At 34.8% G+C, this 14,754-nt stretch carries 16 protein-coding genes; 1 reads left to right on the top strand and 15 read right to left on the bottom strand.

The window, feature by feature from the left end:
- Positions 1–3: 3 nt before the first annotated feature.
- The 8 genes from GSH73_RS06515 to GSH73_RS06480 all read right to left on the bottom strand — a co-directional run bounded on the left by GSH73_RS06515 (position 4) and on the right by GSH73_RS06480 (position 7,789).
- Positions 4–1,218 carry a type II secretion system F family protein gene (locus GSH73_RS06515; RefSeq protein WP_014758812.1) on the bottom strand — a complete coding sequence of 405 codons (1,215 nt, stop codon included), beginning with the start codon at positions 1,216–1,218 and terminating at the stop codon, positions 4–6.
- A 26-nt stretch (positions 1,219–1,244) separates the two neighbouring features.
- A complete protein-coding gene (locus GSH73_RS06510) occupies positions 1,245–2,297 on the bottom strand; it encodes a type IV pilus twitching motility protein PilT (protein WP_014758813.1) in 1,053 nt (350 codons plus the stop codon).
- 28 nt (positions 2,298–2,325) lie between these two features.
- On the bottom strand, positions 2,326–4,020 hold the full coding sequence (locus tag GSH73_RS06505; RefSeq protein ID WP_014758814.1) for a GspE/PulE family protein: 1,695 nt from the start codon (positions 4,018–4,020) through the stop codon (positions 2,326–2,328).
- 153 nt (positions 4,021–4,173) lie between these two features.
- Complete coding sequence (gene aroE, locus GSH73_RS06500) at positions 4,174–5,025, bottom strand: shikimate dehydrogenase (RefSeq protein ID WP_014758815.1); 852 nt, start codon at positions 5,023–5,025, stop codon at positions 4,174–4,176.
- 4 nt (positions 5,026–5,029) lie between these two features.
- A complete protein-coding gene (locus tag GSH73_RS06495; protein ID WP_014758816.1) occupies positions 5,030–5,524 on the bottom strand; it encodes a YqeG family HAD IIIA-type phosphatase in 495 nt (164 codons plus the stop codon).
- Between the two features lie 82 nt (positions 5,525–5,606).
- The gene (gene sigK / locus GSH73_RS06490) at positions 5,607–6,302 is read right to left on the bottom strand and encodes an RNA polymerase sporulation sigma factor SigK (RefSeq protein ID WP_014758817.1); all 696 of its coding nucleotides are present in this window, start codon (positions 6,300–6,302) and stop codon (positions 5,607–5,609) included.
- A gap of 190 nt (positions 6,303–6,492) precedes the next feature.
- Positions 6,493–7,620, bottom strand: coding sequence for a tyrosine-type recombinase/integrase (locus GSH73_RS06485; protein ID WP_014758818.1), 1,128 nt, complete (start codon positions 7,618–7,620; stop codon positions 6,493–6,495).
- Positions 7,595–7,789: a hypothetical protein gene (locus tag GSH73_RS06480; RefSeq protein WP_014758819.1), complete on the bottom strand. Its 195-nt coding sequence runs from the start codon at positions 7,787–7,789 to the stop codon at positions 7,595–7,597. The genes GSH73_RS06485 and GSH73_RS06480 overlap by 26 nt, the downstream gene beginning before the upstream one ends.
- 157 nt (positions 7,790–7,946) lie before the next feature.
- On the opposite strand from GSH73_RS06480, the gene GSH73_RS06475 reads away from it, so the two are divergent.
- Entirely contained in the window at positions 7,947–8,126 is a 180-nt protein-coding gene (locus GSH73_RS06475; protein WP_223814614.1) for a helix-turn-helix domain-containing protein, read from the top strand.
- A gap of 812 nt (positions 8,127–8,938) precedes the next feature.
- Here the strand turns inward: GSH73_RS06475 and GSH73_RS13705 are convergent.
- The 7 genes from GSH73_RS13705 to GSH73_RS06445 form a co-directional block, all read right to left on the bottom strand.
- The gene (locus GSH73_RS13705; protein ID WP_267889018.1) at positions 8,939–9,073 is read right to left on the bottom strand and encodes a hypothetical protein; all 135 of its coding nucleotides are present in this window, start codon (positions 9,071–9,073) and stop codon (positions 8,939–8,941) included.
- A 4-nt stretch (positions 9,074–9,077) separates the two neighbouring features.
- A complete protein-coding gene (locus tag GSH73_RS06470) occupies positions 9,078–9,686 on the bottom strand; it encodes a hypothetical protein (RefSeq protein ID WP_014758821.1) in 609 nt (202 codons plus the stop codon).
- Positions 9,687–9,698: 12 nt separating this feature from the next.
- Positions 9,699–10,118, bottom strand: a complete 420-nt coding sequence (locus GSH73_RS06465) for a hypothetical protein (RefSeq protein WP_014758822.1) — start codon at positions 10,116–10,118, stop codon at positions 9,699–9,701.
- Between the two features lie 233 nt (positions 10,119–10,351).
- Complete coding sequence (locus tag GSH73_RS06460; RefSeq protein ID WP_014758823.1) at positions 10,352–11,683, bottom strand: YfjI family protein; 1,332 nt, start codon at positions 11,681–11,683, stop codon at positions 10,352–10,354.
- Entirely contained in the window at positions 11,662–12,261 is a 600-nt protein-coding gene (locus GSH73_RS06455; protein WP_014758824.1) for a CHC2 zinc finger domain-containing protein, read from the bottom strand. The genes GSH73_RS06460 and GSH73_RS06455 overlap by 22 nt, the downstream gene beginning before the upstream one ends.
- A gap of 179 nt (positions 12,262–12,440) precedes the next feature.
- Complete coding sequence (locus GSH73_RS06450) at positions 12,441–12,641, bottom strand: helix-turn-helix domain-containing protein (RefSeq protein ID WP_014758825.1); 201 nt, start codon at positions 12,639–12,641, stop codon at positions 12,441–12,443.
- 506 nt (positions 12,642–13,147) lie between these two features.
- Positions 13,148–14,752, bottom strand: a complete 1,605-nt coding sequence (locus GSH73_RS06445; protein ID WP_014758826.1) for a peptidoglycan D,D-transpeptidase FtsI family protein — start codon at positions 14,750–14,752, stop codon at positions 13,148–13,150.
- Between the last annotated feature and the right edge of the window lie 2 nt (positions 14,753–14,754).

Genomic DNA, 14,754 nt, shown 5'->3' with positions numbered 1-14,754 from the left:
ATCTCATTGCCCTATAAAGTTGTACATCTGGAACATAGGCATCACTATAGACACTACTATAAAGCCGACTATTGATGCCAAGAAAACTATTATTAGCGGTTCAATCAATGTAGTCATCTGCGATACGGCTGTATCGACTTCGCTGTCGTAAAAATCCGCTGTTTTCTTTAATATGCTGTCCAATGATCCCGAATCCTCTCCCACTTTTATCATTTGAATAACCATTGGTGGAAATATATCGATTTTCTTCAAAGGCAATGCAAGCCCATTTCCCCTTTTTATTTCTTCTTCCGCTTTTTTTAAGCCATTTGCCACAACAGTATTACCTACCACCTTTTCTACAACTAACAATGATTCCATTAGTGGAATCCCTGAACCTATAAGGGTTGACAGCGTCCGCGTAAACCTTGATGTGATGATCTTCACATTCAGTGGACCAAATATTGGCATCTTTAGCATCAAAAAATCAAACAACTCTTTTCCTCTATCTGTCTTTATAGTTCTTAAAAGCAAAAAGATCAAAAATACGAAATTCCCCAAATATATGTACCAATAATGCGCTATAGAATCACTTAAACCTAAAAGTATCAATGTAGGCATCGGCAATTGAGCTCCCGCATTTTTAAACATGCCTACAAATGTAGGAAGGACGTTTGTGACAAGAAATATGACTACCAATACTGCAACAATGGATACAATTGCAGGATATGCTAAAGCTGATTTTATTTTTTGGTTTAAATTATTTTCTTTCTCAAAATGTTCAGCCATTTCATTTAATACTTTGTCTAAGGTACCGCTTACTTCTCCCGCTTCTATCATGTTAAATAGAAGCATCGGAAATGCATCTGGATGCTTTCTCATTGATTCGGAAAGAGTTTTTCCTTTCTGCACATCCTCATATACTTCATTCAAGGCCTTCTTAAGCCGTTTATTTTCAAGTTGCTCAGACAAAGTTGCAAGTGATGCAACAATAGGAATACCTGCATTTATGAGAACCGAAAACTGCCTGCAAAACACAGCTATATCTTTTACCTTCACTTTACGAGAAGAATTGATACTTTCAAAAATATCCTTCTTCTCCACTTTTTCCTTAACATCTAATATGTAATAATTTTTCTGCTTTAAGCTATCTACACACGAAGACAATGTATCAAGTTCCATAGTGCCTGTTATAAGATTTCCATCCATATCCTTTACTTTGTATGTATAAGTTGGCATCTAAGCCACCCTTTCAAGCCATTATCTTATACTACTAATCGAGAAAAGTTTTCTCTGTCAACGCAATACGTAAGCGCATCATCCATAGAAATCAAATTCCTCTTTAATAACTGTGATATCCACATGTCCATTGTCACCATTCCAAATTTATTTCCGGTTTGCACCATCGATTGAATTTGAAATGACTTACCTTCTCTTATTAGGTTTCTTATTGCAGGTGTGGCTATCATGACTTCTACAGCGACGACTCGCCCTGAATTGTCTATTTTAGGCAGCAATTGTTGAGACACAATCCCTTCTAACACATTTGAAAGCTGTACTTTTATCTGTTGCTGTTGATGCGGTGGAAAAACATCTATAATCCTATCAATAGTCTTTGCTGAACCTATAGTATGTAAAGTGGATAACACGAGATGCCCTGTCTCAGCTGCTGTTATAGCTATCTGTATCGTCTCAAGATCTCTCATCTCCCCCACAAGTATCACATCAGGGTCTTCTCTTAATGCTGCCCTTAATGCACTGGCGTATGACGCAGCGTCATGTCCAATTTCTCTTTGATTTACTATGCTCTTTTTATGCTTATGCAAATATTCAATAGGGTCTTCAAGTGTCAATATATGACAATTGCGTTCTTCGTTTATTAAGTCGATCATAGATGCTAATGTCGTAGATTTTCCGCTGCCTGTAGGCCCTGTAACAATTATGAGACCACGGGTTTTAAGCGCAAGTTCTTTAATCACTTCTGGAAGTCCTAATTCATCAATTGTGGGAATTCTCAAAGCGACAGATCTTATGGCAAGGCTATATGTTCCTCTCTGCTTATACGCATTTATTCTAAACCTTCCAAGCCCTTTTACTGAATACGACAAATCAATGTCACCCATATCTTCAAGCTTTTTTAATTCATCGCTTGAAAGCAAATCTTTTGTAATTTCTTCCGTATCTTGAGGTGTTAATTGAGGTAAATTCAGTTTTATAAGTTGACCATTAATCCTGAGAACTGGAGGAACGCCAACTGTTATATGCAAATCAGATGCGCCTTTTTCTACAACCATAGCCAGAAGTTCACTTGTTTTCATCGTATCACCTTTAGCAAATTATTTAATGTTAATAAGCATCATCGTATGTAAGACGTAACATCTCATCTACAGTAGTTACACCTGATAAGACAAGCTTTTTAGCACTTTCTTTAAGCGTACTCATACCATTTGATACAGCCTCATTCAAAATCACATCTGCCGGAGCTTTCTCATTTGTAAGCTCTTTTATCTTAGGAGTCATCATCATTATCTCATATATAGGAACTCTGCCGCGATAACCAGTTTTATTGCAAACAGCACATCCTTTTGATCTATATAATTTAAGAGATTCATCGGCATCAATTCCTAAAATTATCTTTTCTCTCTTGCTGGCATCATACTCTATTTTACAGTTATCGCATATTTTTCTCGCCAACCTTTGAGCTATGACACCTACAACAGATGAAGAAACAAGATATGGCTCAATCCCCATATCAATGAGCCTCGTTATCGCGCCTGCAGAATCATTCGTGTGCAATGTTGATAATACAAGATGACCCGTTATGGAAGACCTTATAGCTATTTCAGCGGTCTCTCTATCCCTTATTTCGCCAATCATTATTATGTCCGGGTCCTGCCTTAGTATAGATCTTAAAGCAGAAGCAAATGTAAGGCCAGCTTTTTCATTGACTTGAACTTGATTTAATCCCTCAAGAGTGTATTCGACAGGGTCTTCCACAGTTATTATATTTTTATCAGGCTTATTAAGCTCGTTTAACATAGCATAAAGAGTCGTGGTTTTCCCACTTCCTGTAGGCCCAGTAAGAAGGATTATGCCATTTGGATGTTTAAGCAAATTATCAAATAGTTTCAAGTCATCATTGCCTAACCCCAATTTATCTTTTGTGATTATATAACCACTTTTATCCAATATCCTGAGCACAAGCTTTTCGCCATAGATTGTAGGCAAAGAGGAAACTCTTATATCGATATTTTTGCCGCCTGCATTCATTTCAATCTTACCGTCTTGAGGTATCCTTCTTTCAGCAATATTCATATTGGCCATGATTTTTATTCTGGTGATAACTGGCCCTTGGGTGCTTTTAAATACCCTCATTGCCTCATGCAATTCACCATCGATTCTAAACCTTATTCTTAAGTCATTTTCAGTAGGCTCTATATGTACATCAGATGCTCGGTTTTTCACCGCTTGCTCGATAATGGAATTTACTAATCTTACTGCAGGAGCATTGTTAATCTCATCTTCTGAAATATCCCTTAATAAATTGCCGTCGTCTTCAGCGCTATCATGGCTTAGCTCTTTTTTAAAGTCTTGGACAGCCCTTTCAGCTTCTTCTTTTCCAAAAACTCTGTCAATGGCCTTCAGTATACCATCTTCGGAAGCAATCAATGGCTTCACATCAAGTTTTGTGACAAGTTTAATATCATCAATAGCAAAGATATTTAGCGGATCTGCCATTGCAACAAATATGCTGTTGTTTTCTTTTTTTATAGGTATGGCAACATGCCTTTTAGCCATTGATTCAGGTATAAGCTTTGCCACATTAGCATCTATAAATACCTTTTTCATGTCTATATGCGGTATGCCCAATTGAAACTCCAAAGCCTCGATAATTTGCTCCTCTGTCAGATATCCTTCTTTTACAAGAATTTTACCTAACTTTTCACCAGTCTTTTTTTGTATCTTAATTGCATTATTGAGCTGACTCTCATCTAAAAGACCAACTTCTACAAGAAGATCTCCCAATTTCTTTTTTATCATCAAGGCCCCTCCAAAATAAATAAACCCGACAATGATGCCGGTTGCGCCACTATATCAATGAGTCATAAAGCGCCCAAATATAGACTCACATCATCTATCTCAATCAAATCCAAATTTATGAAAATAAAAATCACACATAAATTATATTCTACATTATTTAACAAAATCCTTCTTTTTAAGAAAATTTAAAATAATTTTTTTATCGAAATTTACTCCAGTCCAAATTTTAAATGAATCATTCGCTTGATTGACAAGCATATCAAGCCCATTAATGTATCTTATCTGGTATTTCTCCGCATAACTTAGAAATAGCGTCTTTTCAGGATTGTAGATAATATCATAGACAAATTTTGCTTTTGCAACTACATCTTCTTCGATTGGAGACACATCTACATTCGGATGCATACCAACGCTGGTTGCATTTATCAGCATATCAATCTCATCTAACATATTTAAATCATTATACGCAATCCCACGGCTTTTAATGTTAAAATTATTTTCTATGTGAATGCTAAGTTCATTTGCTTTGTCTATCGATCTATTGCATACATATATGGACTTAGCTCCTAAAAGCGCTAATCCTGTGGCCACAGCTTTGGCAGCACCACCAGCACCTAAAATAACCGCATTCTTACCTTCAACATCTACATTGTGTTCTTTTAGTGATTCCATAAAACCTGTCACATCAGTATTATACCCTTCTAATAAACCAGCGTTATTTCTTATTGTATTCACTGCTCCAATAAGTTTTGCTTCATCTGAAATACGATCAAGATACTTTATCACACTTTCTTTATGAGGAACAGTAACGTTAAGGCCTTTTATTCCCAATGCTTTTACACCCATAATTGCATCTTTTAAATCCTCTTGCTTTACATCAAAAGAAACGTAAACCGAATTAAAGTCGAGATTTTCAAAAGCATTATTATGTATCAAAGGCGATAGGCTGTGCCCTATAGGATGTCCTATTATACCAAAAATACCTGTCTTAGAATTGATATCCATCTCTTCACACCTTTTTCAGAACCTTTTTTTCTAATTTTCTCATGATTTTAGTCCATCCAAACTCTTCGTTCGACAAAGGCCTTACAAGTATTGTAAAAAGTCCAACTCTATGTCCACCAAGTATATCGGTGAAAATTTGGTCGCCAACAACAGCAGTTTCATCAGGCGTAGAATCAAGCATTTCCAACGCCTTATAAAAAGCGGACTTTCTCGGCTTTATAGCCCATGATATTCCTTTTACACCTGTACCTTTAGTAAAATTATTGACTCTCTTTGTCGTATTGTTTGATATGAGGCAAACTTTAAAACCTTTTGACTTCAAAAATTTAAAGAAGTTAATCACCTTTCGATCAGGATTTAAAACCTTTTGTGGTACAAGCGTATTGTCAATATCAAAAATCAATGATGTTATTCCTCTTTCTTTTAACTTTTCAAAGTCTATATCGTATATTGAATTAGCATACATATCTGGTATCAATTTTTTATACAACAAATTCACCCCAAACTTACTTTAATTATACTTTACAAAAAAATAAACTGTCAATACAGACAGCATTTGGGTTAAAACCTTTAGTTCACATTTACATCGTCATTTCCTTAAATAATTTGTTTAATGCCTTTTTTTCTATCCTCGACACATAAGATCTTGAAATTCCTAACATTTTTGCTATTTCTCGTTGAGTTTTTGCACCGCCATTTAAGAGGCCATATCTTAATTCAATTATTAATTTTTCCCTGTTTTTAAGGACACTATTTAACTTGTGGTACAGTTTTTTTACTTGCATTCTTAATTCTACTTGATCACTTACCTCATCTGTCTCAGTCCCTAAAATATCTATTAGCGAGATCTCATTGCCTTCTTTATCAACTCCTATAGGATCATGTAGAGATATTTCAGATTTTATCTTCTTTTCTGCTCGCAATGACATCAATATTTCGTTTTCAATGCATCGAGCAGCATATGTGGCTAAATGAGTTCCTTTTGAGGAATCGTAGGTTAAAATCGCCTTAATAAGACCTATTGTACCTATGGATATTAAATCATCTACATCTTTGCCCGTATTGCTGTACTTCTTTACAACATGAGCTACAAGCCTTAAATTTCTTTCTATCAAAATATTTTTCGCTTCTTCATCACCGTTTTTAAAGGCTTCAAAATACTTTTTTTCTTCTTCTGCTGTGAGAGGTTGGGGAAATGAATTAGCATTTGTTAAATAGCCGAAATTTATTATGTCTTTCACGATTGATGTAACAAGCGCTATAAGCGCTGCCCACATAAGCGCCACCTCCACATTTTAAGTCACATATTAAATAGATAGATTTGCCTACTTTTAATGAGAATTGTTAAAATTATCTAAAGTACTATAAGACTTGATTTTATAAGGCTTTCAGCCACCTCATAACTTTTATTATATGCCATTAAATTTATTAAGTTTTTTTCAGTTCGCAATCAACTCGCAATCAAAATTAAAATAGCAAATTTTCAAGTTTCATTGCGGCTTCTTCCTGCATGCTAGGCAAAACATGGCTATAAATATTTAATGTTATTGCAACGTTACTATGCCCTAATCGTTCACTTGTTACTTTTGGATTTTCGCCTGCCGCTAGCAGTAGTGTTGCACAGCTATGCCGTAAATCGTACAGCCGTAAATCTGGTAATCCTGTATCTTTAAGTAATGCTTTAAAATGTTGCTTAATATTTGTTATGCCTAATGGATTGCCATTACTGCACGCAAAGACAAGCCCATAATCATTATATTCCTCAGCTTCTAGCTTTTCTTGTGCTTGTTTTTTTCTGTGTTCTTTCAAATCTTCCATAACTTCGCATGGTAAAATAATTGTCCTTCGGCTATTCTTTGTTTTGGTTTCTTTAAAAAGCCATGTCTTCCCTACTCGGGATAATGTTCTTTTAATTGTAATTCGGTTATTTTTCCAATCAACATCTTCCCATTTAAGCCCTAATACTTCACTTGGTCTCATTCCTGATGTTAGAAGTAGTTCAAACAATACGCCAAATCTATCATAAATACAAGCTTCCAAAAACTTTCTGGCTTGCTCTGGCGTTAATACTTTCATTTCTCTTTCAACTGCTTTTGGCAATACTAAATTTTTACATGGATTTCTATTAATCATTTGCCATGTTACAGCCTGTTCTAAAGCTTGATTAAGTAGATTATGAATATATCGTATTGTACTGCCTTTTAAACCAGCAGCTTCTAAATCATTATATGCACTTTGGATTATTAATGGCACTAACTTTTTAATTTTATAATCTCCTAGGCTGGGAATAATATATTCTTTTAAATAATATTCATAAGTGGCGTATGTTTTAAGTCCTACTGAGGATTTTTTTACTTTTAGCCATTCATTCAAATAATCTTTTAATGTCGTGTTTGCCTCGCCTGTAGGTAATGCTCCTGTATCAAATTCTACTAACTTTTTAGCTAAATATTTTTGTGCTTCTGCCTTGTTTTTGGCTTCAATAGTTTCAACATGATATTTTCGCTTCCCATTAGCATCAGTTCCAATATAAAAGCTTATTTTGTATTTTTTCCCTTTTACAATTTCTTTAACCGATCCTCTTTGTCTCACCATTACAAAACCCCCTTTTAGCTAACGTGTATAATATTTGATATGTGCATTTGCCATTTTTTATATCTCGTAATATCTTCAACGCTTGCCAATGTATTGCTCTGTCTTTGTCGTTTGTATCATGAGCTAATTGCCATTTTAGGGCTTCTATTTGCTGGTCAATTTTGGTCATTCACAACCATCTCCTTAACTTAATATAACTAATTAAGTTTTATTAAGTTTTATTAAAATTTATTATAATCTTTTATATCTATATGTCAATATGCTTTATTCAATTTTATTAATTTTTATTGCTATGAATTATAACCTATGCTATCATATTAAATGAGGTGATTACTTTGGATGAATATTTTACAGTCAAAGAAGTAGCTGAAAAATTAAAACTTAACATTATGACGATATATAAATGGATTAATCAAGGAAAAATAAAAGCTGTTAAACTTGGCGATACTTGGCGCATATCTGAAACTGAAATAAATCGAATACTAAATGAGAATAAAAATATATAGTTTTATTATGTTGTATTATAATTTATTATAATTTATTATAATGTATTATACTAAATCTTCATTTCGTATAATTAGATCTTTATTCCCCTGTAAGGCTGGTATATCAAGGCTTTACAGGTTTTTTGATTATTCATCCATGCCTACTAGGATAATAATATTTTGTTAAATTTTTGACTTGTAATATATTCTATTCTTTAAAAACCGATCCATTGGCGCACTTTTTATTAAGGCATGCTCCATAAAATGCCCCCCTTCATTGGTTCGGAAAATTGCTCGATCCAAAACTGCGTGGATTTTTATCCACATAGCCTCACCTCGTACTAAAGTTATTTTAGCACCTCCACGGATTAAACCAAAAGTGAATTAGCCCCATTAAAAGGGCATAAAAGCATCGATAAAATCTTTTGGCATATTTTAATATCGCCCTAATTATCAACCGCCCTTTATAGCCCATTTAAAACCGCCTCTTTTTAGGTGCTAGTATAAAAATACTAGCAGCTTTTTTTATAGCGTCAGAAAAGTCAGATTAAAAAAATTTTTACGCTTTCAAATGTTACACTCTTATTGCTTCCATTCTCCTTGAAGGCTTGATATATGTGGTTTTCATCGATTTAAAAGCCCCCGATTTTGTAAACTTTTGTAAACTTTCTTAAAAAATTCGGACAAATTGACCGCTTTTATACTTATGGCACTTACATGTTAAACTTTTGAATAGCAAAATTCTTCAAATGCCTGATACAACTGTGTTTCATGATTTTTAAGACCTCTATTTTTATGACATTTCTTGACATTTTTAAGAATATTTCGCCAATTTATTTATTGTTATTTCTTCCGAAAAACATTTCCCATCGTCTTTCATCAATCACTTTTAGCAAGGCATCAAGGTCGTCATCTGATAGTTTTTCAATCTCTTTCAGTAGCTTTTCTAATCTTTGATGATCCACCATACTCTCACCCCACTTTCACACTATTGCTTTTAATGATCTTAAACGATTTTTTATCTTTAATCGGCATTGTTTTTCCTGTTTCACTATCATATAAAAACTTCTTGCCTTTATTGTCTGTATAAACTTTATAGGTCTTAATGCCCATCATGTTAGCGAATTCTTCCGCAATTGAAGGCTGTCCTTCCATCTGCCTTAAATGGCTCATAGTTAATAACATTTTCACAACAAATTCGTGAATATCGTCATTCACATATTCCCATAAGAAGTCCAATATCTTATCCCCTATAGATGTATCAAGGTCAAGTGTTTTTAAATAATCTATTGTATAAAAGTAATCTTTTGTATCGAATTTATAGCCTTTATAGTCCTTTTTTATCGGGAATATATTGATAAACTCCTTTGGCGTTATTGTTGACATCATATCAATTATTGAATTTATCAGTTTAAAATTACATATTAAATCCTCGCCTATGATCTCATCTTTCATTGTATTAATCATCTTAACACCGTAAAATATAGCCTTTTTTATAATAGGCAATGTGTCTTGACCTATTTGATATGCCTTTAAGGTATTAACATAAGCTTTTTTATATATTGCAAAACTTGCGTTCATTGTGTTTCCCCCTTACTTCTGATTGTATTTTATTACATAGGCTTGCTGTGCTTCGTCCCAATAGATAGAATTTATATCTACTTCATACTTCTCCGCCAACTGCTTCGCCTTTTTACAGGCTTCTACAATCTCGCTTATCACGCCTTCAAATTCTGCCATACTATTACAAAGAAGTGTCATGTCTTTAACTTTAAAGGAACGATTGATTTTTTCAATGGCTTCATTATGCTTCCTATTTAGGGGTTGGTGATGTTTTTCAACCCACTCAATGCCAAAGGTATCGCCACCTTTATGCTTTTCTTCTATCTCGTGTAATTTATCTTGAATATATTTAAACGCCTTTTCCTCGCTCCATTGGTTTAGCTCTCTGTACTTCCGTTTTATTTTATCTAGCAAATTATCATAATTCCAATAACTCTCATGCTGTTCCATCTTTTACCACCTTCTTTTTATATCCTTACGTATTTTACGTATTTACGTATTTGCAGTATTCATGCGGGTTTGCGGGAACGTATTAATTACGTATTAATTACGTATTTATTAATTCACCTATCAATTGATATATAATACGTAATTAATACGTAGGCGATTACGTATTAATTAACCTTGATTTCAAGCCAAAGTAAACATTTAATACGTAAATACGTTTATTACGTAAGGATAAGCTATTTCAATTTCCAAATGATGGTCTTCTTGCTCCGACCATCATGATTTGTATTTTCAGAAATCAGCCCTTTAGCTGATAATCGTTGAAGTGCATGTTTAATTTTATCGGCACTTACGTTGCAACCAAATATTTTCCGATATATGTCAGTCTGTGACATGCTCCCGTATTTCCTCAATCCCTCAATGATTGCATCCATTATCTTTTTTTCTTTGGTATCTTCGCCAAACAAAAATCTTATGGACTGCACGTTCCGATCCCAAATAGCCTGTGCCGCTAATAGGTGACTTGGCATAATAATTTTACTTTTGTTCAATATTGCGTACAGCAACCCAAGCCTTAAAATATATGGTTCTCCCCTTGCTGTCAGGGCGTTTACTCTCTCACCGTAATCGACATTTGCCAGCGTTGAATAAATTTCCTGCCACAGCTCTGACGTAATAGGGTCGAATTGAAGCCTTCTATCGTCTAATCTTTCTAACCAATCCTTTACTCCTTTTAGGGCTTGCACAGCCTCGTTATAAATGCAATTTGGCACTGGGTCGGCTAGTGGCAATAATTTGCTTCGCCTGACGCACATGGTTAGAAACCTGTTCAAAAATCCATTGCTTATATCAACTTCTTTTGTCAGTTTGAGCAATTCTGCCATTGTGATATGTGCCAATATCGCTACGTGTGGATTGCTTGCCCTTATAGATGTGCCTTCAAGCTTTGTGTTATTTTCAAGCGGAAGATTATCCCACGCTTTGCGGATAATATCGCTTAATAAATTCCCTTCTCGTGAAGCTACCTTGAGGATTGAAGAAAATTCGGGCTCGTATATTAGCAGTCTTTGGTCTGGTCTGTTTTCTTCATCACCATCGTCATCGTCTTTTATTTTAGCAATAATGCCTTCTCCGCTTCCGAAACCACCTTTGATGTGTTCTCGTTCAAAGACAGGGTCTAGCCTCAAAAATATTTCCCTAATAGGTGTCCAGCTTGTTCCCTTCCTTGATTTTGCACTGTCGCCAATTAGGAGGCAAAAAATATTCGGCGTAAATTTTTCGGTTCCAATTTGTAAATAAGCCCCTTTGCCTACGTAGCAACTGCATGCGGTCAAAAAACTCATTAATATTGCCGCTGGATCGGCTTCCGTATAGTCTTGTATTTCCTTGACAAATTTCCCAGCTATTCCGCTGTATGCTTCAGGAGCAAAATCTTGTGGATAAGGTACGGCTTCATTTAATAGGGAATTTTGCTTGTTTTCTGTTGGTATGCTGGTAACCTTATCCGAAAAAATATCTTCGGCATGTAACTCTCGGATCGCTCTAATTACTTCCTCCTTTGTTTCCATTCCTGTACCTCCTTCAACACTTGAATTTTTTCTTTTATGTTGCCATCTAACAAGACATTGAGCCAATATTGGACTATGTCCTGCATATGGCATGCTTCTACAAATTCGGGAATATCCATATCTTCAGGTGTTTCTATAGCTTGCTTAATCTTTTGATATAATTGATTAAGCCGACAAAGATAATCATAAACTTCGTTGAATTTTTTGTTGTACTCTTTATAAAGCTTGTCTAACTCCTGCTTTTGCCTAATCTTTCGCTGTGCCTCTTTGCTGGGTTTACTCCCTTCTAGGCGTATGCCAAAATCACTCGCTAGCTTTTTGGTTGCTTCTAATGGTGTGATATTAAAATACCTTGCTGTGAAGTCTATTACATCGCCATGTGCTTGGCATCCATAGCAATGATAGGCTTCATCATAAATTGCCATAGAAGGATTTTTGTCGGCATGGAACGGACATAATGCCCAATAACGTGAGCCTTTCTTTATAGGATTAAGCCCATAGCGTTCAATCGCCTCTAGGAGTGTAACCGATGTTTTGACTTCTTGAAATTTATCAGCTACAATAAAGTTAGAAGTCATTGATGGTAACACTCCTTTTCTTCTTTTTCCTTCCCTTTTTTGGAAGGCTTATGGCCAGACCTGTAGGGGTAAAGAGGACATGTCGTTATCGGACATTTCCTCACCTCCGCAGGCTGGTCATTACTGCATTGTAAGCACTTTTGCCTAATCGCCTTAAGTGGTCGTAATGCTTTCATTTTTTAAGCCTCCTTTTTCCATCCGCCTGCAAAACCTTGCCCACCGTTGTCAATCCACTGCTGAAGTTTAGTGGGGTCAATCCGCAATTGGCGTCCTATACGAACTACTGGAATAATACCTTGCCTTGCCAATGCATAAACTCGATCCTCCTTTAGGTCAAGTATTCTTGCTACCTCTGGCAATCGTAGTAACCGTTTTTCCACTTCAAATCACCTCCTATAACAATGATAAATATTGAACCTCGCCTAAATACCTTTTATATGTTTTTGAGGGGCAAATAAAAAAGAGCCGACGCTTTATGCTTTTTCTGCATAAAAACATCGGCTCAGGACTCTGGCTCACTAAATCATCCATTAGGATGACCGGCTCTGGTCTCTGGCTCTACAATATTCACTTTACTAAACATAACCCTACTTTGCCCTTGCTTCACTTTACCTTTTAATTTTACCTCATTTGAGTTTTTTTGTCAAGCATTTATTTGTATTTACATGGATTTATATATTTTTTGCAAGATTGAATTTGAAATCCTGCAAAATCGTACATAATTAAGTTATATTTTTCTCCAACTCGCAATCAATTCGCAATCAAAAAGGGTATCGATAAAATATCGATACCTGTAAAATGCCTTAAAATACTGGATTTGATGATACCTTTAAAGATTTTAAGTCACATATTAAATATATGCAACTTAAAATCTTTGGTGCAAGTCTCATTTATAGTATTTCATTATTTCTTCAGCTATTTGTTTAAATATTGGAGCTGCTTTAATCCCACCAATATCACCATTTTTAACAAAAACTGATATTGCATAAACAGGCTCATCATAAGGAACAAAGCCAGTAAACCATGCATGATATATATTTTTTTCTCTGTTTACTTCAGCCGAACCAGTTTTTCCCGCCGACTTATACTCAGTTTCTGCGTTTTTTCCGGTTCCATTTACTACAACATCTCTCATCATTTCTTTTACACTTTCTGCTGTACTTTCACTTACAACTCTGTATGAATTTACTTTGTGTAAATTTTCCACAATATTGCCATTCTCGTCTACAATAGCTTTTAAAAGATTAGGAACATTTCTTATACCATTATTGGCAATGGTCGCTGCAACATCGGCAGCTTGCAACGGAGTCATTGTGACATCTCCCTGCCCAATCGAAAGATTACCTATCCCAGCACCTAATGTATTTTCCAATGATGGCAATGTGCCAATTTGTTCCTCTATCGGCAGATTATCGTCCTTTGTTATTCCAAATTTTTTTGCCATTTCTATTATATCGCCGCCACCTGTCTTTTGCCCAATCTTTATAAATGTCGTATTCGATGAGACTTCAAATGCTTTAATCATATTAATCAATCCATTTGACTCATCCATAAAATTATGGTAAATCACTCCATCGATGTTTATGTACGGTTCGTCAATAAAGTTATCGTATATATTAACCTTTTTATTTTCTAATGCAGCAGATGCCACTATTATTTTAAAAATGGATCCCGGCGGATAATTCATCACTGCTTTGTTTAGCAGTTCTTCGTTTTTGCTGTTTAGATAATCGCTAACTTTATTTTGGTCGTAGTTGGGCCTTGAAGCCATTGCCAAAATATCTCCATTTTTTACACTTAAAACAACTGCAGCACCGTTAATATTGTTTTTATCCAAAATATTTTCTACCGCTTTCTGAATATGATAATCGAGTGTAGTTTGAATCGAATATACATTTTTATCAGTGCTTCTTATTTTTACACCCAATCCTTTTAAATAGTCATTATTGTTGTCTTTAAATACAGCTATGAAATCATATCCGTTAGTGCTTAAAACTTTGTTGAATGTATCTTCCAATCCATAATTAGTGCTGCCACTGTATCCTATTATGTGTCTCGCCAATGAATTAGAGTCATATCTTTGAGGAATATTGAGTATAAAGATTCCGACAGGCAACTTTTCGTCGTATGTATATTTTACTTTATAACTAAGAATATCTTTCCCAGTATTTAGATTTTTATATATCTCACTTTCTGAAATGCCTGTCAGTTTATTTATGATTTGTGATGCTGCTTTTTTATTGATGATCAAGCCGGGAATTGCATACACGTATTTTATTGAAGTTCTGTCTGTAAAAGGTATTAAATTTCTATCGTAGATTTCACCACGTTTTTTGTCTAAATTTAAACTTTGAATTTTTTGGTCTACAGCAATTTTAGCGTATGTTTCGCCTTTTACGTATTGTATATAAAAAAGCCTTATCAATAAAGATAAGATAAGAAGTGTCGTTGTAGTATTTAAAACAATAAACCTAAGGTTTTTCTTATTCATAA

Source organism: Thermoanaerobacterium aotearoense, from assembly GCF_009905255.1.
Classification (GTDB): Bacteria; Bacillota; Thermoanaerobacteria; order Thermoanaerobacterales; family Thermoanaerobacteraceae; genus Thermoanaerobacterium; species Thermoanaerobacterium aotearoense.
This window is presented reverse-complemented; position numbering and strand designations above follow the sequence as displayed.

What these genes read in the sequence shown, in the direction of transcription:
- GSH73_RS06515 (WP_014758812.1), bottom strand. Translation starts at nt 1,218, where the DNA reads ATGCCAACTTATACATACAAAGTAAAGGATATGGATGGAAATCTTATA.
- GSH73_RS06510 (WP_014758813.1), bottom strand. Translation starts at nt 2,297, where the DNA reads ATGAAAACAAGTGAACTTCTGGCTATGGTTGTAGAAAAAGGCGCATCT.
- GSH73_RS06505 (WP_014758814.1), bottom strand. Translation starts at nt 4,020, where the DNA reads ATGATAAAAAAGAAATTGGGAGATCTTCTTGTAGAAGTTGGTCTTTTA.
- aroE (WP_014758815.1), bottom strand. Translation starts at nt 5,025, where the DNA reads ATGGATATCAATTCTAAGACAGGTATTTTTGGTATAATAGGACATCCT.
- sigK (WP_014758817.1), bottom strand. Translation starts at nt 6,302, where the DNA reads ATGTGGGCAGCGCTTATAGCGCTTGTTACATCAATCGTGAAAGACATA.
- GSH73_RS06485 (WP_014758818.1), bottom strand. Translation starts at nt 7,620, where the DNA reads ATGGTGAGACAAAGAGGATCGGTTAAAGAAATTGTAAAAGGGAAAAAA.
- GSH73_RS06480 (WP_014758819.1), bottom strand. Translation starts at nt 7,789, where the DNA reads ATGACCAAAATTGACCAGCAAATAGAAGCCCTAAAATGGCAATTAGCT.
- GSH73_RS13705 (WP_267889018.1), bottom strand. Translation starts at nt 9,073, where the DNA reads ATGGTGGATCATCAAAGATTAGAAAAGCTACTGAAAGAGATTGAAAAA.
- GSH73_RS06470 (WP_014758821.1), bottom strand. Translation starts at nt 9,686, where the DNA reads ATGAACGCAAGTTTTGCAATATATAAAAAAGCTTATGTTAATACCTTA.
- GSH73_RS06465 (WP_014758822.1), bottom strand. Translation starts at nt 10,118, where the DNA reads ATGGAACAGCATGAGAGTTATTGGAATTATGATAATTTGCTAGATAAA.
- GSH73_RS06460 (WP_014758823.1), bottom strand. Translation starts at nt 11,683, where the DNA reads ATGGAAACAAAGGAGGAAGTAATTAGAGCGATCCGAGAGTTACATGCC.
- GSH73_RS06455 (WP_014758824.1), bottom strand. Translation starts at nt 12,261, where the DNA reads ATGACTTCTAACTTTATTGTAGCTGATAAATTTCAAGAAGTCAAAACA.
- GSH73_RS06445 (WP_014758826.1), bottom strand. Translation starts at nt 14,752, where the DNA reads ATGAATAAGAAAAACCTTAGGTTTATTGTTTTAAATACTACAACGACA.